The following is a 21051-nucleotide window of genomic DNA, read 5'->3' on the forward strand; positions in this document are numbered from 1 at the left end:
ACAGGCGACAGATGTGGGTGTGAACAAAGCAACACGCAAGCTCTATCCGGTTGCGAATACACCAGAAGCGATTTACGCCTTAGGTGTGGATGGGCTGAAGGAGTACATAAAAACGATTGGTCTGTTTAACGCCAAGGCGGAAAATGTGATCAAGACCTGTCGCATGTTAATTGATTTGCACAGCTCTGAAGTACCAGACAATCGTGAAGCGTTGGAGGCCTTGCCAGGGGTGGGACGTAAAACCGCCAACGTCGTATTGAATACAGCGTTCGGTCATCCGGCTATGGCAGTCGATACCCATATCTTCCGGGTGTCGAATCGGACCAAAATTGCACCGGGGAAAAATGTTAACGAAGTGGAGCAGAAGCTGCTGCGTTTTGTGCCAAAAGAGTTTTTACTGGATGCCCATCACTGGCTTATTCTTTTGGGCCGTTACGTCTGTACCGCCCGCAAGCCGCGTTGCGGTTCCTGTCTGATTGAGGATCTTTGTGAATACAAAGATAAAACTGAGATAGGTGGTGAGTGATCCGCTTCAGCGGCCATAAAACAGTGGGCTATAGGCCTCGATACGGCGGTCTTCGAAGAAGGTTCGATTCAGTTTTTTGGATATAAATTGTGCTTCGAAACGGTCAATGTCTATATCGATCAACGCTATCACTTTATCCGGATTGCCTTCGTTGCTGAAGGTGATTTTCTGAATCCGAGCATCTCCCTTCAGCAAATCACTGACATTTTCCTGAGTGACGTGAGGCGGCAGGTTGCCAAGGGTGATAACCATGCGACATTATCCTAGGTTAGCATTTGTCCTATTAGAAAAATGGTTCTTAGTAGGCTGCTTTGTCAACCAACGGATAGGTCATTAGTTAAAAAATAGCGGTGCGTAGGCTTCCAGGCGGCGCTGTTTATGAAAGTGTTGATTGAGCCTCACCACATTACGGTTTAACTCTACCCGACCCATCTGGTTAAACCTGATCCAGGCAATCACTCTTTCCGCATTACCCTCATCGCTGAAGCTGATGTTCTCTATCCGGTTGTCGCTGGAGAACAGTTCGCAAACATCGTGAATCGAGATGTCGTTTGGCAGGTTATTTATCGCAATAATCATCTGTATTTTTTCCATAAAATTCAGGCCTATTAAAGCCTGCTTAGATGACAGTCTGTATGCGTCATTATTTTTGTTTTTCGGTGCTGTCGTGAAGATGTTGTAGCCAGACCCCAATCCGATAGATCAGTTGCGATAGATCGTTTCGATCAGGTGCCAGCCAAACCGGGTTTTAATTGGGCCGTGTACGGTCAGCAAGGGCTTTTTGAAAACCACATCATCAAAGGCTTTCACCATTTGACCACGTTTAAATTCGCCCAGATCACCAAAACGACGCTTGGATGGGCAGGTAGAATGCTGTTTAGCTAACTTGCCAAAGTCAGCGCCTTTAGCAATCTTATCTTTCAGCGCTTCCGCTTCTTCGCGGGTTTTTACCAGAATGTGGCGGGCGCAGGCTTTGTTGGCCATGATCAAATCCTCGATGCAGAAAGGAGGTCGCTCAGAGGCGACGCACCTTAAATTTACGACCTTTGATTTTTCCGTCGAGCAGTTGGTCCAGCGCTTTACGTGCTACTCCACGTTCAACGGCCACATAGGTGAAGAAGTCAAAGACATCTATTTTACCCACCTGTGTACCCTGAATACCGGCTGCACCCGTCAGAGCACCTAAAACGTCTCCAGGACGGACTTTCTGTTTACGGCCACCGGCAATAGACAGCGTCACCATAGGAGGGTGAGCCGGCAGTTCTGTTTCGCGGTTTGCTGTGGTTGGCACCGTATCGTAGAGCACGGTCTGATCGGTATATTCTTCGATCGTAGTCACTTTGTAGTGTTCGCGCTCACCACAAATGCTCAATGCCAGACCTGACTTGCCGGCACGCCCCGTACGTCCGATACGGTGAACATAGACTTCGGGATCGCGGGGCAGGTCATAGTTCACCACCATATCCAGATCTTCAACATCCAGACCTCGGGCGGCAACATCGGTCGCGACCAGTACGGAGCAGCTGCGGTTGGCAAACGTCGCCAATACCTGATCACGATCCCGCTGATCCATATCACCCTGCAGCGCATTGGCGTAAAAACCTGCGTTCTTCAACGCCTGTCGTACGTCCTGACACTGCTGCTTGGTGTTACAGAACACCACCGAAGAAGTAGGTTCATATTTATGTAACAGCTGTAGAAGGGTGGCGGTTTTGGCGTCTTTTTCTACGCGGTAGAAACGCTGACGAATGGTGTTCTCTTCGGGCTGGGCTTCAACGCTTACCTCCACCGGATTGTTCTGGAAGTCGTTGCTCAGGTCGCGGATACCATCTGGGTATGTCGCGGAGAACAGCAGCGTCTGACGATCACGAGGAGTTTGCGCGGCTATGTCTCGGATATCCGGGTTAAAGCCCATCTCCAGCATGCGATCCGCTTCGTCCAGAACTAGCGTTTTCAGCGAAGAGAGGTTCAGCGTGCCTTTGCGCAGATGGTCTTTGATACGACCCGGTGTACCGACAACCACATGAGCGCCATGCTGAAGTGAGCCGATTTGCGGGCCGATAGGCTGGCCGCCACAGATCGCGAGGATCTTAACGTTTGGCTGAAAGCGTGCCAGACGGCGTAACTCTTTAGAGACCTGAGTCGCGAGTTCCCGCGTAGGGCAGAGAACCAGCAACTGAACCTTGTAGTTACGTGGTTCGAGTTTGGTCAGTGCGCCAATACCGAAAGCTGCGGTTTTGCCACTGCCGGTTTTCGCTTTAGCGATCAGATCCTGTCCGGCAATAATTTCCGGCAGGCTGGCAGCCTGAATAGGTGTCATGTCGCTGTAACCGATCTGCTTCAGGTTATCGAGCATAGATTGGGGCAGGTTCAGACTGGAAAACTGGGCTTGGGTCACGGCAAGGCTCGCGGAGTTGATTAAACCGGCTATTTTACGCGCTTGCAGCAAGTGCATAAAGCGCTTTTAGCGATCCCTCAAAATAGGGACAGTATAAGAGAGCGAACATGTTAGCATCTTAACTATATTTTCTTGTGTATATCTTTCTGATGGACTTTAAAGGGCCGATACAGTGCTGGCGATACTTGCGATTACAACACCGATCCTTTTGTTGATTGCCCTGGGGTATTTATTGGTGCGGGTGAAACTGGTTCCGCAGGCGGCTATCGGTGGTATGGGCACCTTTGTGGTGTATCTCGCCTTGCCAGCCTTACTTTTTAAAGCCTTGTCCTCGCGCCCGGTGAGTTATGTTTATAACAGTCATTATCTTCACCCTGACCGCTGTGCTTTGGCTGACGGATCAATTCGGTGGTCTGTCTGCGGTATTGGTTTAGCCTGGCATCATCGTTGGGAAAGCCCTATTTAAGCCCTATTGCAGTGGACTTAATCACAGGTTTTCGAACGCGCTTGCTTATTTCCTAAGTCGGATCTTTAGGTTGACTAGCAGTTTTGTGGTGTGTTTTTGCTGCAGGTTGCTAGGGAAGAGGGTGGGGAAGCGTACTTTTCCGGTAAAACTTCTTATAATTCAAACCCATGAATAGTTGGATTGTTTATATCCTTCGTTGTGCAGATGATACGCTTTATACCGGTGTGACCACTGATCCCGTGCGCCGCTTGCGAGAACACAACGGGGAGATCAAAGGTGGTGCCCGTTATACCCGCACCCGTCAGCCCGTTGCCATGATTTGGCAAGAGTCTCAACCTAATCGCTCCGAGGCTTGTAAGCGTGAGGTGCAAGTGAAGCGTTTGTCTCGCTCGGCCAAGCTGCGACTGATCAGCGAAAAATAATAGACTTCTCAAGAAGACAAGCGCAGTTAACAACCCTATATTTTGTATAAAACGTCTTTCGTATAATTCATTTATTCTATTGCAGACTTTGGCTAGGTGCCGATTGCCTGAAACGGCAACAGGTTCCTTAGTTAAGGCTGGGAATTAGGGTGTCCGCCTTTGATAATGATGATGTAGTCCGGCTGAATGACGACAACAAGGATGCTGTGCAGCCTAAATCTCACGGCAAGTCAGTCAGTTTATTGCGCGGGCAAAAGAAGCGGGCTGTCGTATTGCAGTGGACGACTTTGGTTCGGGTTACTCCAACTTCGAATACCTTCTCAAGCTGGATATCGACTTTATCAAAGTGGATGGTTCGCTGATCCGTCATCTTGATACGGACGCGAACACCCGAATGTTGTCAGAGATGATTGTATCTTTTGGTCAGAAGGTGGGTGCGCAAACAGTGGCAGAATTTGTCCACAATGAGGCGGTAAAGCAGGCTGCTGAAGCGATAGGTTTTGACTACTTGCAAGGATTCCACACCGGTAAACCCAAACCGCTGGTATAACCCGTGGGTTATCCAGCGTTGGGTTATCCGTCTTACATAACGCCTTGCGACAGTCATAAAGACGGTTTTTTTGCTTTCTTGTGCACTGCTGTTGTTAACATTGAACTGCAGCGGCAGGTTTCCTTTCAAATAGCGGTCTGAACTGCAGATGCGGTACGGCAGCCACAGGTTCATCTCGTTGGCTGCTATCTGCTGCTGACCATTTACTTTGATATCAAAATCAGCCTTGACCGCTACATTGATCGCTTCATGGGTGCCGGTAAAGGATTCCACTTTGACACGGTACAAGTTGCAGACGGTACCGTCATCCTGTTGTTGCACCAGTTGTTGTCGGTCGCGACGAATCTCCACCAATATTTCCGTACGTTGCGTGAAACCATACATCACAGCGGCCGTTGCACTGAGCATCACCAGCATGTAAGTCAGTAGGCGGGGACGCCAGAGAGGTGACGGTTGTTTGACTATCTGATTCTCAGAACGAAACCCGATGAGTCCTGTTTCCCGTCCGGTCTTAACCATCACCGCATCACAGGCATCGATGCAGGCGGCACAGTCGATGCACTCGTATTGCAAACCGTTGCGAATATCGATGCCGGTGGGGCATACCTGAACACAGAGTCCGCAATCTATGCAGTCGCCTTTGGTGTCCGTGGCCGCCTGTGATTTGTGATGGCGAGGTTCGCCGCGCGCAACATCATAGGTAACGGTGCGGGTATCCCGGTCAAACATCACGCCTTGAAAGCGTGAATATGGGCACATATGGAAACAGACTTTTTCACGCACCAGACCGCCGTTTACGTAGGTCAGGGCTGCCATCATGATAATCCAGAACGTACTGAAGACAGACAGCTCCAGCGTCAGCATATTCATGACCAGTTCGCGCATTGGTACAAAGTAACCGGTGAAGGTGACGGCTGTCGCCGTTGCCAGCAGTACCCATAATATATGCTTCAGAACTCGACGGGTCAGACGATTTCCGGTCAGGGGTTGGTTGTCACCTTTGCGGCGGACACTGGCGCGGCCTTCAGTCATCTGTTCGATACGAATAAACAACCAGCTCCAGATGCTCTGCGGGCATGCAAAGCCGCACCACAACCGTCCCCAGCCAACCGCCACCAGAAACAGCAATGCTGTTCCGGCAATCATTAATCCCGCCATCAGAGGCAGGTCAAACCAGGAAAACTGGGTGCCAAACAAGTTGATGCGATGCTGATCGAAATCGAACATTAACCACGGCTGGCCATCCACTTCCACCCAGGCAAGGCCAAAGAACAGGAAGAGTAAGGTTCCGCTAACCAGACGGCGCAGGTTTTGATAAAAGCCTTGGGTGAGGCGAACATGGATTTTGCCACCCACAGCGGTTGTTGTGGTTGGCTGATTAATGACGGGGATGGGCTCCATCTGATTCTCCAATAGGGAAGCTGAGGTCTGTGAGGTGGCCACCACCAATACAGATCCTCAGATACCTTGTTTTACTTGTGCATGACTCTATACCGATGACAAAATAGGGACAGGTATAAAAAAATAAACTTTATAGGGTACAGATTGGGCGATGAACAATTTTTTGTACCGCTCGCTTGAGCAGCAATTGTCTGAGGAAATTGAGCAGGGACGTTGGCAACCGGGAGACCGCCTGCCGTCGATCAGGACGTTGGTGCAGGAACAAGGTTTGTCTAAAACCACGGTGATGCACGCCCTTAACCGGTTGGAAGCACGTGGATTGATCGAATCCCGTCCTAAGGCGGGGTTCTTTGTACGGCCGCAATACAAACCGATGCCGGTGAACACCCCCTCCATCGGTGCGATATCTTCACCTGCGCCGGTGCCGGTCTCGGTGAATGCAGTGACACAGGAGTTGATGTGTCGTAGTGCTGCGTTTGATATCTCGCCGGATGCGGGGACCCGGGAAGCTCTGCCGCCGGGATTGTTGCAGCTAAATCGCACCGTGGCGCGTGAGTTGCGCCGCCAAAAAGGTTTACATCAATATTACGATGAACCTGCGGGTAGTCAGCAGTTGCGCGATATTCTAGCCCGTCGTTACAAGCGACAAGGATGTCAGATTGATGCTTGTGATTTAACCATTACCACCGGTTGCCAGCAGGCGCTGTTTTTTGCCCTGATGTGTTTGTGTCAGCGGGGAGATCTGGTGGCTGTGGAGTCGCCCGGTTTTTATGGTGTGTTGCAGCTCCTTGAAGGCTTAGGGCTCAAAGCGATCGAGATACCCTGTGATTCAGTACAGGGCATGGATCTGGATGTGCTGGCACAAGCCGCAGAAAAGTGGCCGATAAAGGCCTGTGTTGTCACGCCGTCATTTGCCACGCCTACCGGTGCGCTGATGCCGCTGGAAAGCCGTAAGCAGTTATTGGCGCTGGCGGAACAACATGATTTTCATATCGTCGAAGATGATATCTACCGTGAGCTGGCCTTTGATCATCCGATGTCGCCTTTGCAGGCATTGGACCGACAGGGGCGAGTGATTTTGTGTGGTTCAATTTCGAAAACCCTGTCACGTGATTTGCGAGTCGGTTGGGTGGTTTCGGAGCGGTGGCGTGAGGAGATTCAGCGCCTTAAGCTGGTAACCTCGCTGGCGACCAGCCGGTATGTGCAGCAAGGTGTCGCGTCGTTTATTGAAGACGGCGGTTACGACCGTCATCTGAGGCGATACATTCCAAACCTTCAGGCCCAACGAGACGAGCTGATCACGACCATTCAACAGGAGTGGCCGTTGCCTTGTGCCAGCTCGGTTCCTCAGGGCGGGCTCACTTTATGGCTGGAGTTGCCGCAGCATATTGATTCTATGCAGGTATACGCCAGTGCCCGTGAACAAGATATTCTGATTACCCCCGGTACCTTGTTTACCGCAGGCGATCATTTTCGTAACTGTATCCGTATCAGCTATACCCACCCCTGGAATCCAGACCGTAAAGCAGCTCTTAACACGTTAGGCAGTATTCTGGCAGAAATAAATGAGCACTAATTGAAATGTTATATTATATCACTTAGTCTGGCGTTATCTTTTTAGAGGTTAAGTGACAGGAGCAAGAAATGGATCAGTTCAAGCGAAAGAGTGGATCAATCATCACCGGCTCTGCGTTGATAGGGCTGACATTGCTTGGGTCTGCGGTGCAGGCAAACAGTCTGGAAGAGAGTGATGGATCAGGCGCATCGCTCGCGGCGCATCAGCATGGTGTCGCGGAGCTTAACCTGGCGCTGGACGGTAAACATCTGGAACTGGAGTTTATCTCCCCTGCTGCCAATATTATGGGTTTTGAACACGTAGCGCGGACGGATGCAGAAAAACAGACGCTCCAGCAGTCGATTAAAAATCTGCAACAAGCGAGTCAGCTTTTTGCTTTAACTGCCGCTGCTGATTGCCGGTTAGGGCGGGTTGAACTGGCTTCAACCACAGACGCTGACGAGCATTCTGATGCACATGACGAACATGATCATGACACAGAGCATCATGCCGGTGAGCACGAGCACGAGCACGAGCACGAGCACGAGCACGACGAGGCAGGCGGTGATCATAGCGATCTGCGTGTGCACTATTATTATCAGTGTCTACAGCCAAAGCAGTTGAACGGATTGGACGTGTTGATGTTTAAAGCATTTCCGGCCATTGAAAAGATCCACCTGCAGCTGATTACGCCACAGACTCAGCAAGGTAAACTGCTGACTCCGGATAATCCTCGCGTCAGTTTCTAAGGAGAACAGTGTGCAAGCCGCTATTGCGCTGGAAAAGTTGGAGTTTGGTTGGGCAAAAGATCAGCCACTGCTCAATATCGAATCACTCACGGTGATGCGTGGCGAACGACTTTTTTTGCAGGGCGCGTCAGGTAGCGGGAAAAGCACCTTGTTAAACCTGATAGGTGGTGTGCTGGAACCCAACGCGGGGGCTGTTCATCTGATGGATGTTAGCCTGAAGGCGCTGAGCAAAACCCAGCGTGATGCATTTCGTGCGGATCATATTGGCTTTATCTTCCAGATGTTTAACTTGTTGCCCTATCTCAACGTACTGGACAATGTGACCTTACCCTGCGGGTTTTCGGCGAATCGACGGGACAGGGCCGCATTGAGAGACGGTTCGGTAGATGATTCTGCGCGCCGCTTGCTGGATCATCTCGAGTTAGGCGGCGCGCTGTTACGCCGTCCGGTGACCGATCTATCGATGGGACAGCAGCAGCGCGTGGCTGTCGCCCGTGCCTTGATTGGCTCACCGGAGATTCTTATCGCCGATGAGCCGACGTCAGCACTGGATGTGGGTAATCGAGACCGCTTTCTGCAACTGCTGGTGCAGGAGTGCGAGGCACAAGAAACAACCCTGATGTTCGTCAGTCATGATCCGACCTTACACGACCACTTTGACCGAGTGGTGGATCTGCATAGCTTAAACCGCTTTGGGGGAGAGGCATGATCCTGTTACGTCTCACGGCCCGCAGTTTATGGCATCGACGTTCAACTGCTTTACTCACTTTACTGACCATCGGTGTCAGTGTGATGTTGCTGTTGGGGGTTGAAAAGGTGCGTACTGAAACCCGAAACAGTTTTGCCAATACCTTATCGGGTACGGATCTGATCGTGGGCGCGCGCAGTGGCCAGATCCAGTTGCTGCTCTACTCCATTTTCCGCATGGGGGATGCGACCAGTAATATCTCCTGGCAGAGTTATGAACTGGTCAAAAACCATAAAAATGTCGCCTGGACCGTGCCTATTTCACTGGGCGATTCCCATCGGGGCTATCGCGTGCTGGGAACCACAGAAAGCTACTTTGATCATTACCGCTACGGTAACCGGCACCTGCTTTCGTTTGATGACGGACGCCGTTTTGAATCATTGTATGATGTGGTGTTAGGGGCCGAGGTTGCAAAAAAATTGGGGTATACCATTGGCAGCAAGATTGTTGTTGCACACGGTATTGGTAATGCCAGTTTCAGTAAACACGACGATAAGCCTTTCCGGGTGGTCGGTATCCTCAATCGTACGGGGACACCGGTTGATCGGACGGTACATTTAAGCTTGCAGGCACTGGAAGCGATCCATATTGATTGGAAAGCCGGGGTGAAAATACCGGGTCAGGCTGTCTCGGCAGAGGAGGCGGCTGCCAAAGAGCTGAAGCCGAAACAGATCACCGCCTTTTTGGTGGGGATGAAGTCTAAGGTGGCAACCTTCCATCTGCAGCGCTCCATTAACAACTATCGTAAAGAACCGATGCTGGCTATTCTGCCCGGTGTCGCTCTGCAGCAGTTGTGGGATATGGTTGGAATTGCTGAGAAAGCCTTGATGCTGGTATCGGCGATCGTCGTCATGGCCGGGCTGGTGGGTATGTTGACGGTTATCCTGACCAGCCTGAATGAGCGTCGCCGAGAGTTGGCCATCCTGCGTTCAGTGGGCGCGCGGGCGTGGCAGATACTGTTATTGCTGACTCTGGAGTCGGCGTTGTTAACGGTGTTGGGTATCGGTTTAGGTATTATTCTGTTGTATGTGGGTATCGGTTTGTCGCAGCCTTTCCTCGAAACGCAGGTGGGTGTATTTGTACCGCTCACTGCGTTGAATGTTTATCAATGGAAACTACTGGGTCTGGTTGTTGTCTGTGGTACGTTGGTAGGCTTAATTCCCGGTTACCGGGCCTATCGGTACTCGGTCGCGGATGGTCTGACTATTCGCATCTGATCGTTAGAAGGTTAATGGCGTAAATTCATGAAATCTGTATTTCAAAATATCCTGCGTGTGCTGATGTTATGTATGGCAATCCTGCTGCCGTCCGTCTGTGCTGCCGATAGTTTTAATGGAGAACCTGTTGAGGAGTTGGAGTGGGAAGCTTTGATGCCCGCGGGTTTTTCACTGGAGTCCTTGCTCGGTAATCCAGATGATCTCGGGTCGTTAGATGATCTTGACCCGCAAGCCACTCAGTACATGGATCAGATGATGGCAGCGCTGGCATCAGCCCCTGTGGTCCCTGAGATGGCGGGGAAGATGATTAAGATTCCCGGCTTTGTGGTGCCTGTCCAAGGTGATGGTGTGAATGTGACTGAGTTCTTTCTGGTGCCGTATTTTGGTGCCTGTATCCATGTGCCACCGCCACCGTCCAATCAGATTATCTACGTTCGCTTCGAACCCGGTACCAAGGTCGATAATCTTTACGATGCGATCTGGGTAACCGGTAAGTTGTCGACGGAAACGATTACCCATGAACTGGCGTCATCGGGTTATAGCTTAGAGGCCTTCGTGATTGAACCTTATGAAGAGGCATTTGAAGCACCGCCGGAAGAGGCTGATCAACCTCAGCAGTAAGTGAATGCTTCCTATTAGCCTCACAACGGTTTTCTGGTCAGACCAGTCACTAAATAGTTTTGCTTCTTAGCGAAAGTTCCAACGCAATCGGCCTGAAAAGTGGATAAACTTTTCCCTTTTGCTTCAGGGAGAGTATCCATTGGAACAGCTGGTTGAGGTTATTCTGGCATCAGGACGCACTGCCATCGATATGGCGTTATACATCCTGATGCCGATTATGGTTGTGATGCTGGCGCTGATGAAGCTCATGGATGCCAAAGGGATTCTGGCGTTTTTTGCCCGTCTTCTATCACCCGTAGTGAAAGTGTTTGGCATTCCCGGGCTGGGTGTTTTTGCCCTGATCAAAATGCTGCTGGTTAGCTTCTCTGCCCCTGTCGCAACGCTCAGCCTGATGAACAGTAATGGCATTGCCAAACGCCGGATTGCCGCGACGTTGGCGATGTTGCTCTGTATGTCGCAGGCCAATGTGGTGTTCCCCATGATGGCGGTTGGGCTGAATATGCCGGTTGCCATCGCGACGTCACTGATCGGTGGTTTATTTGCTGCCAGCCTGACTTACTATCTGTTGATGCCACGTGATCAGGAAGCTGAGCAGGAAACTCTGGTTGAACCTGAAATCCCCGCCAAGTCCGAGCGTAAGACTGCAATGCAGATTCTTGCCGATGGTGGGCAAGAGGGGATGCGCATTACACTGGCGATGCTGCCTATGCTGATGCTGGCGCTTTGTCTGGTGAATGGGCTGAAAGCGACCGGGGTGATCGATCTGATGAGTGAATTGCTGGCGCCTCTGATGGCGTTGCTCGGTTTGCCTGAAGCTGCGGTATTACCGCTGGTCACTAAATATATTGCGGGCGGGACCGCATTTATGGGCGTCACACTGGACCTGATGGATCAGGGACTGATTACCGCCAATGAACTGAATCGTATGGTGGGGTTTGCGACTAATCCTCTGGATATTGTTGGCGTTGCGGTCTTAGTGGCGGCGGGGTCGCGTGTTGGTGAAGTCGCGCGCGTTGCGGTGATTGGTGGACTGGCTGGGATGTTTCTGCGCGGAATATTACACCTGATTATCTTTTAAGGTAGTGGAACACTCCGCTAACTCTGGCTCTCTCACCTCGATAGCGAAATGGTTTAGTATGGGCTGGCAGCGTTTCGCTGCCTCTTAACCGCCTGACTGAGCCAAGAACTATGCACTTTCCTGACAGTAAACTGCCACAAGTTGGCACGACGATTTTCTCCGTGATGTCGCAGCTTGCCAATGACGCTGGCGCGATCAATCTTTCGCAGGGTTTTCCCGATTTCGACGGTCCCGAATATCTGCGCAAACGTGTGGCCCATTACATCGAAAACGGTGCGAATCAATATGCACCGATGACCGGAATTCCCGCTCTACGCACCGCTATCGCAGACAAGGTCGAGCGTATCTATGGTCGCGTGACCTGTGCCGAGAGCGAAGTGACGGTGACCTCAGGGGCAACTGAAGCGTTGTTTGCGGCAATTGCTGCCGTTGTACAGACCGGTGATGAAGTAATTGTGTTTGATCCGGCGTACGACAGTTACGAGCCTGCTATTCAGCTCAATGGCGGTAAAGCGATCCATCTGGCTCTGAATCCACCGACATTCTCGATTGACTGGAGCGCACTGAAAGAGGCGATCAATCCGCGCACCCGAATGATTGTGATTAACTCACCGCACAATCCAACCGGGGCTGTGCTGAGGGCTGATGATCTGGAACAGCTCGCGGAGATCGTCCGTGACACAGACATTCTGATCCTGTCAGATGAAGTGTATGAACATATTAGCTTTGATGGGTTACCCCATCAGAGTGTGTTGCGCCACCCTGAGTTGTCTGCCCGCAGCTTTGTTGTTTCCTCCTTTGGTAAGACCTATCACACCACCGGTTGGAAAGTTGGCTATTGCATAGCTCCGGCCGTATTGAGTACAGAACTTCGTAAAGTTCATCAGTACCTGACGTTCAGTACCGTTACCCCGGTTCAGCTGGCGCTGGCCGATATGATGAATGAGATGCCAGAACACTACGAAGAGCTCCCGGCGTTTTATCAGCAGAAGCGGGATATGTTCTGTCAGTTGATGGAAGGTAGTCGTTTTAGCTGTGTCAAAACCTCAGGGACTTACTTTCAGCTGATGGATTACAGTGCCATCAGTGATCTGCCGGATACTGAGTTCTGCCGCTGGTTGATCGAAGAGGCCGGTGTGGCGGCCATTCCCATCTCGGTTTTCAGCGAAGCACCGATGGAGACCCGTCTGGTACGATTCTGTTTTGCGAAAAGTGATGACACCTTGCGAGCCGCTGCGGAGAAACTATGCAAGATCTGAGAGTCACGCTGATACAGGCAGATCTGGTTTGGCAGCAACCCGAAGCGAACCGAACGCAGTTTGAGCAGATCTTTGCTGAGCTGAAAGGAACAACCGACCTGATCGTGCTGCCAGAGATGTTTACCACAGGCTTTACCATGGCGCCGGAAACACTGGCTGAACCTGTCGATGGTGAAACCGCACAATGGTTAAAGCAGCAGGCTGAACATCTGGATGCGGCGATTGTTGGCAGTGTGGTCACTCAGGTGGGTGATCACTACCGTAATCGCTGTTTCTTCACACAACCCAACGGAGAGCAGGCCGTCTATGACAAACGTCACTTGTTCCGTATGGGCGGGGAGCATAACCATTACGAGGCCGGTCGTGAGCGTGTTTTGGTTGAGTACAAGGGGTGGCGAATCATGCCACAGATCTGCTATGACCTGCGTTTTCCCGCGTTTAGCCGCAATCACAATGAGTATGACTTGCTGATCTACGTTGCGAACTGGCCAAAACCGCGGCGTAACCCGTGGCGTACACTGCTGCAAGCACGGGCGATTGAAAATCTGGCCTATGTTGCCGGGGTTAATCGGGTGGGAATTGATGGTTCCGGGTTGGCGTACAGCGGTGATAGTTTGCTGGTGGACTTTATGGGAGAACGGTTGATCGATCAGGTGCCGGATCAGACTTTCGTTGAAACCTTCACGCTGGATGCGCGGGCGCTAAACGATTTTCGCGAACGTTTCCCTGCATGGATGGACGCGGACGCGTTTGATCTGAAACTATAAATCCACAGTACGGCGTATGATCTGCAAACTTTGGGGTTTGACCCGCCTGCGCACAGCAGCGATTATTGAATGCATAAAGGTGCTGAATCTATCGGCATCTCCTACCGTAAGGGTAAGGACAGGTTATGCGTTTGTTAGTGATCGGAGCCAGTCGTGGGATCGGTTTGCAGGTAGTACACAAAGCGCTGGATCAGGGACATCAGGTGACGGCCTGTGCTCGGGCTGTCACTGAAATCGGAATTTCTCACCCCTATCTTCACCGTCAGCGTGCTGATGTGCTGGATTTCTTTGCGTTGCAGCGGATCGTACCCGGCCATGATGCGGTGGTGATCTCGCTGGGTATTTTGCCGACCTTTGATAAGGTCCGTCTGTTTTCAGAAGGCACCCGCAACTTAATCGATGCCATGCATGCCGCCCATATTAAACGTCTGATTGTTGTGACGGGTATTGGTACCGGGGATAGCCGTGGGCATGGTGGTTTCTTCTACGATAAATTATTCCAACCTTTTGTGTTACGCACGATCTATAAAGACAAAGAGCGTCAGGAGGGGCTGGTCCGCAAGAGCAATCTGGATTGGACGATCGTCCGCCCCGGTTTTCTCACTAACGGAGATGCGACGCACAATGTTCAGGTCCATACGGATCTTCAGGGGGTGGTCGCTGGAAAGGTCTCCCGAGCCGATGTGGCCGAGTTTATTCTGCATGAACTGGATCAACCCCGGTATCAGCAAAAAACACCGCTGTTGAGCTATTGAAGCATAGCTAAGACAGGAGCTGGCGGGCGCTTAAGAGTCCCGCCAGATTCAGAAATTACAGCGTGACGTTGACGGCAGAGGATGCGCTGATGGCGGTTGTTTTGGCCGCATCGACAGATTCACCGCGTGCCAGTACTACACCCATACGGCGTACACCTTCGACTTCAGGCTTTCCGAACAGGCGTAACTGAGTGTTTGGCTGAGCCAATACCTGCTGCAAGTTACCAAAGGCCGTTTGTGTCGACTCACCTTCCACCAGAATGACACTGGACGCAGAGGGACCGTGGAAATGAATATTAGGAATGGGCAATCCTAGAATAGCCCGTGCGTGCAGGGCAAACTCTGACAGGTCTTGTGAAATCATGGTCACCATACCGGTATCGTGAGGGCGTGGAGACACTTCGCTAAAATAGACCTGATCACCTTTGATAAACAGCTCAACACCAAACAGGCCGTTACCGCCCAACGCCGTAGTGACTTTCTCTGCGACCTCTTTTGAACGTTCCAGTGCGGTGGAACTCATCGCCTGTGGCTGCCATGACTGACGGTAGTCGCCGGCAATCTGGATGTGACCAATCGGCTCACAGTAACTGGTGCTGTTGTTGTGGCGAATGGTCAGCAGGGTGATCTCATAATCAAAATCGACGAAACCCTCTACGATCACTTTGCCTTTCCCGGCACGGCCACCGTCCTGGGCATATTCCCAAGCTGCGGAAATTTCATCTTCGGTTTTGAGTGTGCTTTGGCCTTTGCCGGATGAACTCATGATCGGCTTCACCACGCAGGGTAGGCCGATCTCCGCTACTGCGGCCTTGTACTCATCTTCGGTTGCAGCGAAGCGGTATGGGGAGGTAGCGACACCCAGTTCTTCCGCCGCCAGGCGACGGATGCCTTCACGATTCATCGTGAGCTGGGTGGCACGTGCGGTGGGTACGATATTGAAGCCTTCGGCTTCTAGTGCGACCAGCGTATCGGTAGCGATCGCTTCGATCTCCGGCACAATCAGATCCGGTTTTTCAGCTTCGATAACACGGCGCAACGCTTCGCCGTCAAGCATTGAAATAACATGACTGCGATGAGCGACCTGCATGGCCGGACTGTTGGCATAACGATCAACAACGATAACTTCAACGCCCAGACGTTGAAGCTCAATAACAACTTCTTTTCCGAGTTCGCCGCCGCCACACATAAGTACTCGTGTGGCCGAGTCTGAAAGTGGTGTCCCCAACTGATTCATCTGGCTATTCCCTGTGAAAATTTTTCACGTATTATAAAAGCCACATCGCCGGAGATGCCAGCATTCTCGCCTATACTCATAGAGAAAGAATTTTAACTGATGGGCGTGTTTCAGGAGGCGTGAAACCTTCAGTGTCAGGCATCAACACTGTAGAAATTTCTGGGTTGAATGGTCTGCTGAAAACATGGCATCAAAACCATTGGCCGCAAAAGGTCAGTGGGAACAACCGCAAGCCCGTATGGGCTGATTTAGCCGGAGTAAAGTCTGGCACAAAGGGGTCTCAGTATATGAGGCCCCTTTGTTTATCTATGCTATCGCCCCCATTTTCTGACGGCTTTTGCTGAGGCTGTTGTGTTTGTTTTTTGAACAGCTTTTTGAATATTTATTCCGCTTCTGTTGGGCCAAATCCAGAAATATCTGCTATTCGTATATATCAGTACCTGAAGGAGAAGGATCGCTTGCCCGCGTCGGAAAGTGTTATCAAGGAATTGGGTAACAAAGCTGTGGCGCCGGGATTACTGGATTTCGACTGAAGGGAAGGATGTTGTTATGGCTAGAGGATATGAAAGACACCACGGTCACCACGGCTTGTCTATGTATGGCAAAGAGCTGGTGCGGCGTTGCAGTGCTCATTGTGAGTTGTGCGACGCTCAGGGAATCAAGCTGAAGATCTTTGAGGTTCCACCGTTCGATAGCGAGCCGGATGTTAACCACTGCATTATGATCTGTGAAACTTGTCTTGATCAGATCGAACATCCGAAGCATATGGATCGAAACCATTGGCGCTGTCTGAACAGTTCGATGTGGAGTCCGGTCTCAGCCGTCAAGGTCACCGCTGTTGCAATGCTGCAACGTTTGTCCAACTCAGAAGATTGGGCGATTGAGTTGTTAGAGCAGCGCTATATGGAGCCGGAGGAATCGGAGTGGCTGGAAGAGGTTGAGCTCTAGTCGAGCTCACCACATAGATTCTGTTGCATCAGGTCTGAGACCTGTGTGCTGCTCGCGTGCGTTGCCAATAAAGTATGCAACTTGGTAAACGCAGCCTCTGGTGTCATATCGCCCCCTGAAATAATCCCTATCTCATTTAAACCTGCAGAGCAGGCATATGCGCCGGGGATCACTTGCGCTTGTAAACAGCTACTGAGGTTCACTAATACCACTCCCGCTTTAGCCGCCTGTGTCAGGTGATGCATCAGCGGTTCATTATTGTTGGGTAAATTGCCAACGCCGTAACTCTGTAGGATCACGCCGCGTATCTGCTCGTTGTCTAAAACCGATTGAATCTGCGCATCCGCCATCCCTGGATAGATAGGCAGCATGGCTACCGCACCTGATGAGTATTGTGTGGGGCATAGATCAGGCGTGCCCGCGGGGCGTATCAGTTGTTGATGCAGTTCTATATGGATACCTACCTGACCCAGCCAGGGAAAGTTGGGTGAATCAAAGGCATCCAATCCGGTCGCCTTAACCTTCCGGCTGCGATTTCCCCTGAGCAAACGGCCATTAAAATAGACACATACCTCGGGTACCGGATGAAAGCCTGCAATGATCAGCGCGCTAATTAAATTGTCGAGCGCATCGTTGCGCAGTTCGACCAATGGAATTTGTGAACCGGTAACGACAACGGGTTTGTTCAGGCCTCTGAGCTGAAAGGAGAGTGCTGATGCTGTATAGGCCATCGTGTCGGTCCCGTGCAGCACGACAAAGCCGTCGTAATCAGCATAATGCTTGGCCAGCGTTTGGGCGATGGTTTGCCAGTCATCCGGCACTAAATTAGCACTATCAATTAAACGCTCGAACTCTATCAGATCAAACTCTGGCAAGGTGTCATGCACACTGTTAATCAACTTTTCGCGCAGCAGCGCCTCAAATCCTGCTACGGGTGTATAGCCCTCTTCAGACGGTCGCATACCGATGGTTCCACCCGTATGAATAATCAGAACGCGGGGTTTCTGAGTTTGATTAGCGTACATAATCTGTTTGGGCTCCTGTGCGATGCCTGTCTATCAGGCCTAACATAACCGTATATGGGGATGAATTCGAGGTTGATCGCCAACCCGTCACCGTTTCTCTTGTCAGTATTCCGCTGCTCGCTTAAATCTTAACCACTTTGTCATATCGGACTGCTTTGATATAGGGGCTGGGTACAGCCACGGTGGTGGGTTGTCATTAATGCCTGATTGGACCAGCGTTGGGCAGTAATGTTTGCGTATGAGCTGGTAGAACGGAATTGAGAACAGAAAATGAATATTTTTGTGGGAAACCTCTCCTATCGCATGCAGGAAAACGAACTGGAAGCGACCTTTGCCCTGCACGGTGACGTGCAGTCCGCCAAAATTGTTCTGGATCGGGAGTCAGGCCGTTCCCGGGGATTTGGTTTCGTAGAAATGCCAAATGCCGTTGAAGGTAAAGCCGCGATCAATGCTCTGAACGGTCAGGAGATGGGCGGGCGTAGCCTGGTGGTGAACGAAGCTAAACCTCGCCAGCCGGGTGCGCCGCGTCGTCGTGAACATTGAGTTCAATATCGACTCTGTAGCGATCTCCCGTCCGTCTGCCCGAGTGGTCGGGTGAGTCGGATTGTGCGGTCGTTTACAGTGTTTTACTGATCGCTCTTCTGATAGCCTGAACGGAGTTGTTTTTGTACTTGATCAGGTGAGATGTATGACAGAGGAGGTTCAATCCCTTTCGACCAGTGCACTGGCTAAGAAGCTGGGTAAATCATCTAAACAGATGTTTGCCGAGTTGGAGGCCTTGGGCTGGATTGTGCGTGAGGGCGATCATTGGACACTGACCGCTAAAGGTACCTTTGAAGGTGGTCATTACAAGGAAAGTAAGCGCTTCGGCACTTATGTTGTCTGGCCTGTATCGGTGATTGAGCATCGGGCACTGGTTAATCCTGACAGTCAACTACTCAGTGCTGCTGCCGTTGGCAAGTTGTTGTCTTGCTCTGCCGTCCAGATGAATCGAATGTTTAATGAACTCGGTTGGATCGAACGCCATATTAAAGGCTGGCGACTGACTGAGGCGGGCACGCGTTATGGTGGTCGCCAGTCTGAGGATGCCAGATCAGGTGTACCTTATGTCTTGTGGCCCGAAACGATCACTGTGCATCCCGCCCTTCAAGCCAGCCGTATAGATACTGAGCGGAACATCCGGCTGCCGGCCGAAGTGTCTGTTTACCAATGTCTGGATGGCCATCAGCTTCCATCTGCCGGGTTACAAAAGATTGATGACTGGCTGTACACCGCAGGTGTGGTACACGCCTGTCAGCGTCGTTTGCCTATCGAAGAAGAGGCTGTTTGTGACTTTTATATCCCCGCAGCACGGTTGTATATCGAGTTCTGGGATGAGCAGGATGGCAGCGGTTATCTGGCTGAGAAAATGCGTCGTAAGGAACTCTATCAGCGCTATCAGTTGAACATGATTGAGTTGAGCGTTGATGATCTGCCTGAACTGGATGAAACGCTCTCACGTCGATTGCTAAAACAAGGCCTAGATACGCTCTGACGGTGAGGTCTGACGGATGAAGCTAAGTGGCTGATACGGTATAATGTGTACCCGTGAGCAAAGCAGTATCTGCTGATCCTCACGCCCCGCTGACCTGAATAGAAAGGACCTGCATGAATACGCTAACCATCCAAACCCCTGACGACTGGCACCTGCACTTGCGTGACGGAGATATGTTGCCGGAAACTGTCGCCGCGACTGCGCGTTGCTTCCAGCGCGCTATTATCATGCCTAACCTGGTTCCGCCTGTGACCAATGCTGAGATGGCAATGGCATACCGTCAGCGGATACTGGATGCGCGCCCTGAAGGTTCTGACTTTAACCCACTGGTGACCTTGTATCTGACCAACGATACAACGGCACAAGATATCATCGATGCTAAAGCCGCCGGTGTTGTTGCCTCCAAACTATACCCTGCTGGTGCGACCACTAACTCGGCTGCGGCAGTGTCACAGCTGGAAGCGATGTATCCGGTATTTGAAGTGATGGCCGAGCAGGGGATGTTGCTGCTGGTACACGGTGAAGTAACCGATAACCATGTGGATATCTTTGATCGGGAAAAAGAGTTTATCGATCAGAAGCTGGCGAAAATTGTCGAGTCTTTCCCCACTCTGAAAGTGGTATTTGAACATATTACGACCGGTGACGCCGCTCAGTTTGTGCAGGGCTCATCTGACAACGTTGCCGCGACGATTACCCCTCAGCATCTGCTGTTGAACCGCAATGATCTGCTGGTGGGTGGTGTTCGTCCGCACAATTACTGTTTGCCAGTGCTGAAACGCAGCACGCATCAGGAAGCGTTGCGCGCGGTGGTGCAGTCGGGTTCTCCAAAGTTCTTTTTGGGAACGGACTCAGCGCCACATGCGAAAGAGGCTAAAGAGAACGCCTGTGGTTGTGCGGGTTGCTACAGTGCCTGGAGTGCTATCGAACTGTACGCGCATGTCTTTGAAGAGTTGGATGCGTTGGATAAGCTGGAAGGATTCGCCAGTCACTATGGCCCTGACTTCTATGGTCTGCCGCGTAACGAAGGCAGCATTACGCTGATCCGTGAAGATTGGACAATTCCGGGTGAAATTGCGTTGCCAAGCGGCAAGCCTATTGTGCCGTTTTTCGCCAATCAAACCGTGCACTGGAAAGTTCAGCAGGGATAATCCTCGCCTGATTCATTGTACGAAACAAAAAACGGAACCCATGAGGTTCCGTTTTTTATTGTGAAATCGATGCTCTGCGCCGCAGATTAGCAGGGTGATGGGAGAGGAGCATCAGGGTACTTGCATACCAAACTGCACGAACTCAATATGTCCCATACGTTGCATCCATCCGGAGACATTTGGAAAGGCTTCAAGGTCTATGTGTTGCCATTCGTACCGCATCGCCCATGGATAGATAGCAAAATCGGCAATGGACAGGTCTTCACCCAATATGAACTGTCGGCCGGTCAGGCGTTGTTCTAATACGCCCCACAGTCGCTGTGCTTCGGTGTTATAACGTTTGATCGCGTAAGGGACGTGTTCCGGGGCAAATTTATTAAAGTGGTGCGCTTGCCCCAGAAACGGGCCAAAATTGCCCATCTGCCACATCAGCCATTCCATGCACTCCGTTCGGCTACGCAGGTCATCGGGGAGAAACTCGCCGCATTTTTCTGCCAGATAGAGCAGGATCGCACCGCTTTCAAATACGCTAATAGGTTCACCGTCTGGCCCGTCGTGATCCACAATGGCGGGAATTTTATTGTTCGGACTGATCTGCAGAAACTCTTCACCAAACTGCTCCTCGGCCAGAATATCGATGGGGT

Annotated in this window: 24 protein-coding genes and 1 pseudogene; 17 read left to right on the plus strand and 8 right to left on the minus strand. The window is 51.3% G+C overall.

Going from position 1 to position 21051, the window contains the following annotated elements; genetic code table 11:
- A partial coding sequence (gene nth, locus ABYW01_RS01820) for an endonuclease III (RefSeq protein ID WP_372830845.1) occupies positions 1-526 on the plus strand: 526 nt, incomplete at its 5' end.
- A gap of 6 nt (positions 527-532) precedes the next feature.
- Here the strand turns inward: nth and ABYW01_RS01825 are convergent.
- The 4 genes from ABYW01_RS01825 to dbpA form a co-directional block, all read right to left on the minus strand.
- Positions 533-778 carry a hypothetical protein gene (locus ABYW01_RS01825; protein WP_372830846.1) on the minus strand — a complete coding sequence of 82 codons (246 nt, stop codon included), beginning with the start codon at positions 776-778 and terminating at the stop codon, positions 533-535.
- Between the two features lie 81 nt (positions 779-859).
- Positions 860-1105 (minus strand): hypothetical protein, encoded by a 246-nt coding sequence (locus ABYW01_RS01830; RefSeq protein ID WP_372830848.1) that lies wholly within the window; start codon positions 1103-1105, stop codon positions 860-862.
- 123 nt (positions 1106-1228) lie between these two features.
- Positions 1229-1510: a peptidylprolyl isomerase gene (locus ABYW01_RS01835; RefSeq protein ID WP_372830849.1), complete on the minus strand. Its 282-nt coding sequence runs from the start codon at positions 1508-1510 to the stop codon at positions 1229-1231.
- Between the two features lie 31 nt (positions 1511-1541).
- The gene (gene dbpA, locus ABYW01_RS01840; protein ID WP_372830850.1) at positions 1542-2981 is read right to left on the minus strand and encodes an ATP-dependent RNA helicase DbpA; all 1440 of its coding nucleotides are present in this window, start codon (positions 2979-2981) and stop codon (positions 1542-1544) included.
- A 115-nt stretch (positions 2982-3096) separates the two neighbouring features.
- Here dbpA and ABYW01_RS01845 point away from each other — a divergent pair, with 115 nt between their 5' ends.
- From ABYW01_RS01845 to ABYW01_RS01855, 3 genes and pseudogenes are all read left to right on the plus strand, one after another.
- Complete coding sequence (locus tag ABYW01_RS01845; RefSeq protein WP_372830851.1) at positions 3097-3390, plus strand: AEC family transporter; 294 nt, start codon at positions 3097-3099, stop codon at positions 3388-3390.
- 167 nt (positions 3391-3557) lie between these two features.
- Positions 3558-3812: a GIY-YIG nuclease family protein gene (locus ABYW01_RS01850; protein WP_372830852.1), complete on the plus strand. Its 255-nt coding sequence runs from the start codon at positions 3558-3560 to the stop codon at positions 3810-3812.
- 277 nt (positions 3813-4089) lie between these two features.
- A pseudogene (locus ABYW01_RS01855) lies at positions 4090-4287 on the plus strand (EAL domain-containing protein); the annotation flags it as partial.
- On the opposite strand, the gene ccoG reads toward ABYW01_RS01855, so the two are convergent.
- Positions 4213-5763 carry a cytochrome c oxidase accessory protein CcoG gene (gene ccoG / locus ABYW01_RS01860; protein ID WP_372830853.1) on the minus strand — a complete coding sequence of 517 codons (1551 nt, stop codon included), beginning with the start codon at positions 5761-5763 and terminating at the stop codon, positions 4213-4215. The pseudogene ABYW01_RS01855 and the gene ccoG sit on opposite strands and share 75 nt — an antisense overlap.
- 151 nt (positions 5764-5914) lie before the next feature.
- On the opposite strand from ccoG, the gene ABYW01_RS01865 reads away from it, so the two are divergent.
- From ABYW01_RS01865 to ABYW01_RS01905, 9 genes are all read left to right on the plus strand, one after another.
- Positions 5915-7339 (plus strand): PLP-dependent aminotransferase family protein, encoded by a 1425-nt coding sequence (locus tag ABYW01_RS01865; protein ID WP_372830854.1) that lies wholly within the window; start codon positions 5915-5917, stop codon positions 7337-7339.
- Between the two features lie 68 nt (positions 7340-7407).
- Positions 7408-8067: a DUF2796 domain-containing protein gene (locus tag ABYW01_RS01870; protein ID WP_372830855.1), complete on the plus strand. Its 660-nt coding sequence runs from the start codon at positions 7408-7410 to the stop codon at positions 8065-8067.
- A 10-nt stretch (positions 8068-8077) separates the two neighbouring features.
- Positions 8078-8776, plus strand: a complete 699-nt coding sequence (locus ABYW01_RS01875; protein WP_372830856.1) for an ABC transporter ATP-binding protein — start codon at positions 8078-8080, stop codon at positions 8774-8776.
- A complete protein-coding gene (locus ABYW01_RS01880) occupies positions 8773-10032 on the plus strand; it encodes an ABC transporter permease (RefSeq protein ID WP_372830857.1) in 1260 nt (419 codons plus the stop codon). The genes ABYW01_RS01875 and ABYW01_RS01880 overlap by 4 nt, the downstream gene beginning before the upstream one ends.
- Before the next feature lie 27 nt (positions 10033-10059).
- Complete coding sequence (locus ABYW01_RS01885; RefSeq protein ID WP_372830858.1) at positions 10060-10653, plus strand: DUF3299 domain-containing protein; 594 nt, start codon at positions 10060-10062, stop codon at positions 10651-10653.
- 139 nt (positions 10654-10792) lie between these two features.
- Positions 10793-11731: a nucleoside recognition domain-containing protein gene (locus ABYW01_RS01890; protein WP_372830860.1), complete on the plus strand. Its 939-nt coding sequence runs from the start codon at positions 10793-10795 to the stop codon at positions 11729-11731.
- 110 nt (positions 11732-11841) lie between these two features.
- Positions 11842-12990 (plus strand): pyridoxal phosphate-dependent aminotransferase, encoded by a 1149-nt coding sequence (locus tag ABYW01_RS01895; protein WP_372830862.1) that lies wholly within the window; start codon positions 11842-11844, stop codon positions 12988-12990.
- Positions 12978-13757, plus strand: a complete 780-nt coding sequence (locus ABYW01_RS01900) for an amidohydrolase (protein ID WP_372830863.1) — start codon at positions 12978-12980, stop codon at positions 13755-13757. Before ABYW01_RS01895 ends, ABYW01_RS01900 begins: the two co-directional genes overlap by 13 nt.
- Before the next feature lie 125 nt (positions 13758-13882).
- Positions 13883-14512: an NAD(P)-dependent oxidoreductase gene (locus tag ABYW01_RS01905; protein WP_372830864.1), complete on the plus strand. Its 630-nt coding sequence runs from the start codon at positions 13883-13885 to the stop codon at positions 14510-14512.
- 55 nt (positions 14513-14567) lie between these two features.
- Here the strand turns inward: ABYW01_RS01905 and purT are convergent, their stop codons facing one another.
- The gene (gene purT / locus ABYW01_RS01910; RefSeq protein ID WP_372830865.1) at positions 14568-15749 is read right to left on the minus strand and encodes a formate-dependent phosphoribosylglycinamide formyltransferase; all 1182 of its coding nucleotides are present in this window, start codon (positions 15747-15749) and stop codon (positions 14568-14570) included.
- A 549-nt stretch (positions 15750-16298) separates the two neighbouring features.
- Here purT and ABYW01_RS01915 point away from each other — a divergent pair.
- Positions 16299-16697, plus strand: coding sequence for a phnA protein (locus ABYW01_RS01915; RefSeq protein WP_372830866.1), 399 nt, complete (start codon positions 16299-16301; stop codon positions 16695-16697).
- Here ABYW01_RS01915 and ansA read toward each other — a convergent pair.
- Positions 16694-17722, minus strand: coding sequence for an asparaginase (ansA, locus tag ABYW01_RS01920; protein WP_372830868.1), 1029 nt, complete (start codon positions 17720-17722; stop codon positions 16694-16696). The genes ABYW01_RS01915 and ansA overlap by 4 nt on opposite strands.
- Before the next feature lie 270 nt (positions 17723-17992).
- Here ansA and ABYW01_RS01925 point away from each other — a divergent pair, with 270 nt between their 5' ends.
- The 3 genes from ABYW01_RS01925 to pyrC all read left to right on the plus strand — a co-directional run bounded on the left by ABYW01_RS01925 (position 17993) and on the right by pyrC (position 20407).
- A complete protein-coding gene (locus tag ABYW01_RS01925) occupies positions 17993-18265 on the plus strand; it encodes an RNA recognition motif domain-containing protein (protein WP_372830869.1) in 273 nt (90 codons plus the stop codon).
- A 145-nt stretch (positions 18266-18410) separates the two neighbouring features.
- The gene (locus ABYW01_RS01930; protein ID WP_372830870.1) at positions 18411-19256 is read left to right on the plus strand and encodes a hypothetical protein; all 846 of its coding nucleotides are present in this window, start codon (positions 18411-18413) and stop codon (positions 19254-19256) included.
- Between the two features lie 113 nt (positions 19257-19369).
- Positions 19370-20407 carry a dihydroorotase gene (pyrC, locus tag ABYW01_RS01935; protein ID WP_372830871.1) on the plus strand — a complete coding sequence of 346 codons (1038 nt, stop codon included), beginning with the start codon at positions 19370-19372 and terminating at the stop codon, positions 20405-20407.
- A 111-nt stretch (positions 20408-20518) separates the two neighbouring features.
- Here the strand turns inward: pyrC and ABYW01_RS01940 are convergent.
- On the minus strand, positions 20519-21051 hold a 533-nt coding region (locus tag ABYW01_RS01940; protein WP_372830872.1), incomplete at its 5' end, for a glutathione binding-like protein.

This window comes from Pontibacterium sp., from assembly GCF_041587635.1.
Classification (GTDB): Bacteria; Pseudomonadota; Gammaproteobacteria; order Pseudomonadales; family Balneatricaceae; genus Pontibacterium.

What these genes read in the sequence shown, in the direction of transcription:
- ABYW01_RS01825 (WP_372830846.1), bottom strand. Translation starts at nt 778, where the DNA reads ATGGTTATCACCCTTGGCAACCTGCCGCCTCACGTCACTCAGGAAAAT.
- ABYW01_RS01830 (WP_372830848.1), bottom strand. Translation starts at nt 1,105, where the DNA reads ATGATTATTGCGATAAATAACCTGCCAAACGACATCTCGATTCACGAT.
- ABYW01_RS01835 (WP_372830849.1), bottom strand. Translation starts at nt 1,510, where the DNA reads ATGGCCAACAAAGCCTGCGCCCGCCACATTCTGGTAAAAACCCGCGAA.
- dbpA (WP_372830850.1), bottom strand. Translation starts at nt 2,981, where the DNA reads ATGCACTTGCTGCAAGCGCGTAAAATAGCCGGTTTAATCAACTCCGCG.
- ABYW01_RS01850 (WP_372830852.1), top strand. Translation starts at nt 3,558, where the DNA reads ATGAATAGTTGGATTGTTTATATCCTTCGTTGTGCAGATGATACGCTT.
- ccoG (WP_372830853.1), bottom strand. Translation starts at nt 5,763, where the DNA reads ATGGAGCCCATCCCCGTCATTAATCAGCCAACCACAACAACCGCTGTG.
- ABYW01_RS01865 (WP_372830854.1), top strand. Translation starts at nt 5,915, where the DNA reads ATGAACAATTTTTTGTACCGCTCGCTTGAGCAGCAATTGTCTGAGGAA.
- ABYW01_RS01870 (WP_372830855.1), top strand. Translation starts at nt 7,408, where the DNA reads ATGGATCAGTTCAAGCGAAAGAGTGGATCAATCATCACCGGCTCTGCG.
- ABYW01_RS01880 (WP_372830857.1), top strand. Translation starts at nt 8,773, where the DNA reads ATGATCCTGTTACGTCTCACGGCCCGCAGTTTATGGCATCGACGTTCA.
- ABYW01_RS01885 (WP_372830858.1), top strand. Translation starts at nt 10,060, where the DNA reads ATGAAATCTGTATTTCAAAATATCCTGCGTGTGCTGATGTTATGTATG.
- ABYW01_RS01895 (WP_372830862.1), top strand. Translation starts at nt 11,842, where the DNA reads ATGCACTTTCCTGACAGTAAACTGCCACAAGTTGGCACGACGATTTTC.
- ABYW01_RS01900 (WP_372830863.1), top strand. Translation starts at nt 12,978, where the DNA reads ATGCAAGATCTGAGAGTCACGCTGATACAGGCAGATCTGGTTTGGCAG.
- ABYW01_RS01905 (WP_372830864.1), top strand. Translation starts at nt 13,883, where the DNA reads ATGCGTTTGTTAGTGATCGGAGCCAGTCGTGGGATCGGTTTGCAGGTA.
- purT (WP_372830865.1), bottom strand. Translation starts at nt 15,749, where the DNA reads ATGAATCAGTTGGGGACACCACTTTCAGACTCGGCCACACGAGTACTT.
- ABYW01_RS01915 (WP_372830866.1), top strand. Translation starts at nt 16,299, where the DNA reads ATGGCTAGAGGATATGAAAGACACCACGGTCACCACGGCTTGTCTATG.
- ansA (WP_372830868.1), bottom strand. Translation starts at nt 17,722, where the DNA reads ATGTACGCTAATCAAACTCAGAAACCCCGCGTTCTGATTATTCATACG.
- ABYW01_RS01925 (WP_372830869.1), top strand. Translation starts at nt 17,993, where the DNA reads ATGAATATTTTTGTGGGAAACCTCTCCTATCGCATGCAGGAAAACGAA.
- ABYW01_RS01930 (WP_372830870.1), top strand. Translation starts at nt 18,411, where the DNA reads ATGACAGAGGAGGTTCAATCCCTTTCGACCAGTGCACTGGCTAAGAAG.
- pyrC (WP_372830871.1), top strand. Translation starts at nt 19,370, where the DNA reads ATGAATACGCTAACCATCCAAACCCCTGACGACTGGCACCTGCACTTG.